This window comes from Dietzia sp. DQ12-76, assembly GCF_014145045.1.
In the GTDB taxonomy this organism is placed as follows: Bacteria; Actinomycetota; Actinomycetes; order Mycobacteriales; family Mycobacteriaceae; genus Dietzia.
Genome location: NZ_JAALDV010000469.1, coordinates 1 through 2,237, shown reverse-complemented (window position 1 = coordinate 2,237; position 2,237 = coordinate 1). Strand labels below are relative to the sequence as shown.

Sequence of the window (2,237 nt, the reverse complement as noted above, 5' to 3'; positions counted from 1 at the left end):
TTGGCCAGGGTCCCCAGGAAGACCACGCTGTCGAGGTAGGCGTGAGGGTTGAGCCAGGTGAACGCCGCACACGCCGCGACCGCGCCCAGGGTCGAGGGGACGCGCGCGTCCCCGTCCACCTGCAGCCCGCTGCCGGGCCGGAGGGCCCGGGACGCGGCAACGGCGCCGTAGGCCAGCAGGAAGACGACCCCGAACCACGTCATCACGGTGAGGGCGGCGGGCGCGGACTCGACCAGCGCCCCGACCCCCGCCACACCGAGCAGGAGCAGGGCGGCCTCGGACACGACGCAGAACAGGACGATCGGGACCATCGCCACGTCTCCGCGAATCGAGCGTTGGAGAACGTAGGCGTTCTGGGCGCCGACGGCGGCGATGAGCCCGAGGCCCATACCGGCGCCCATGAGGAGGGTGGAGGTGGTGGTCACGCACTCACGCTAGATCCGCGCGGTCTGCAGTGCTACTACAGTTCTTCAGCTAGCATTAGCCAGACTTATGCACGCACTGCATCTGGATCACCTGCGTACCCTCGTGGCCGTCGTCGACCTCGGCTCCTTCGACGCGGCCGCCGCCCATCTCCACGTCACCCAGTCGGCGGTGTCTCAGCGCATCCGGTCGCTGGAAGATTCCGCCGGCCGCATCCTGGTCCGCAGGGACCGTCCCGTCACGGCGACCGATGCCGGCGAGACGGTGCTCAGGACCGCACGTCAGATGCTCCACCTGGAGGAGTCCCTGTCCCGCGAGTTCGACGGAGCGGAGACCCCGTCGGAGCACGTGGTCCTGGCGGTGGCGTGTAATTCCGACTCGCTCGCCACCTGGTTTCTCGACGCCATGACCGAGGTCCACGGCTCGGGCCAGGTGGTCTTCGACCTCCGCCGCGAGGACGAGTCATTGTCCTCCCAGCTCCTCCGTCGCGGCGAAGTGATGGCGGCGGTGACCAGCGAGTCCCGGGCCGTCCAGGGATGTCGGTCACTCCCCCTGGGGTCGATGCGATACCTCGCGTGCGCCAGTCCCGGATTCGTGGCCCGGCACCTGCGCGACGGTTCGCCCACGACCGCGCTGGGCCGGGCCCCCATCGTCGACTTCGACCGCAGCGACGCCCACCAGGAACTCCACTACCGTCGGCTCGCGCGACGCGAACCGACCGGCCCCCGCCACTTCGTCCCCAGCTCGCACGACCACGTCCGTGCCATCGCCGCCGGCTTGGGCTGGGGCCTGGTCCCCGAACAGTTGGCCACCCCGTGGCTGGTCTCCGGTGAGCTCACCGAGGTCTCTCCCGACCGCCCCCTCGACGTCCCGCTGTTCTGGCAACACTGGAGACTCCAGTCGCCCGGCCTCGACGCCCTGACCGCCGCGGTGCTCGAGACGGCCAGCGCAGAGTTGCGACCCTGACGAGGTGAGCGGGCCGGGGCGGGAGGGCCGGGGTGGGCCGCCGACCGACCCGGTCTGGGACCATGAGACCGTGAGTACCCCTGACACCCCCGGGCCCCGACTCGTGGTGGGCCTGGCCAACCCCGGTCCCGACTACGAGGGGACCCGCCACAACATCGGCTGGGACGTGCTGCTCGAGCTGGCCTCCCGCGCCCTGCCCATGCCGGCGAGTTTCTCCACACACAAGCGGACCAACTGCGAGGTGGCCCAGACGCGGGTCGCCGACCAGGCCGTGATCCTGGCCCGGCCGCGCAGCTACATGAACCTGTCCGGGGGGCCCGTCGCCGCGGTGGCCAAGTACTTCTCCGTCGCGCCCACCGACGTGATCGTGGTGCACGACGAGATCGACATCGACTTCGGACAGGTCCGTCTCAAGCGCGGCGGGGGCGAGGGCGGGCACAACGGGCTCCGCTCGGTCACCGCAGCCCTGGGCACCAGGGACTACATCAGGGTCCGCGCGGGGGTCGGCCGGCCACCGGGGCGCATGGCCGTGGCGGACTACGTGCTCAAGCGCTTCTCCAAGCTCGAGCAGCCCGACGTGCCGTTCCTGGTGCAGGACGCCGCCGACGCGGTCGAGCTCCTGCTCACCCACGGACTGGAGACCGCCCAGAACCAGGTCCACTCCGCGTGAGCCGCCCCCGGCGGTTCCGACGCGACGCCGTTCTGGGCTCCGGGGCCGACCTCTTCGACCGCGCGAGCCGCGCACTGTTCACCTGGGACATGCATCGCCGCGCCGGCCTCGTCGTCGTCTCCGACGGTCCCGCCACGGTCGGCCGCACCGTCACGCTCCGTCCGCGCACCGGGCCGGG

The 2,237-nt window shown here is 71.3% G+C and carries 4 protein-coding genes; 3 read left to right on the top strand and 1 reads right to left on the bottom strand.

Translation table 11 applies throughout. The annotated features are described in order from the left end of the window. On the bottom strand, positions 1 to 425 hold a 425-nt coding region (locus tag G6019_RS14880; RefSeq protein ID WP_182627914.1), incomplete at its 3' end, for a LysE/ArgO family amino acid transporter. A gap of 67 nt (positions 426 to 492) precedes the next feature. Between G6019_RS14880 and G6019_RS14875 the strand changes: the two genes are divergently transcribed. The 3 genes from G6019_RS14875 to G6019_RS14865 form a co-directional block, all read left to right on the top strand. Next, complete coding sequence (locus tag G6019_RS14875; RefSeq protein ID WP_182612307.1) at positions 493 to 1,389, top strand: LysR family transcriptional regulator ArgP; 897 nt, start codon at positions 493 to 495, stop codon at positions 1,387 to 1,389. 70 nt (positions 1,390 to 1,459) lie between these two features. Further along, a complete protein-coding gene (gene pth, locus G6019_RS14870; protein WP_182612308.1) occupies positions 1,460 to 2,059 on the top strand; it encodes an aminoacyl-tRNA hydrolase in 600 nt (199 codons plus the stop codon). Continuing rightward, positions 2,056 to 2,237 (top strand): DUF1990 family protein (locus G6019_RS14865; RefSeq protein ID WP_182627912.1); only part of this gene is annotated, 182 nt, incomplete at its 3' end. The genes pth and G6019_RS14865, both read left to right, overlap by 4 nt.

Excerpts from the sequence above, each read along its gene's own strand:
- G6019_RS14875 (WP_182612307.1), top strand. The coding sequence starts at position 493 with ATGCACGCACTGCATCTGGATCACCTGCGTACCCTCGTGGCCGTCGTC.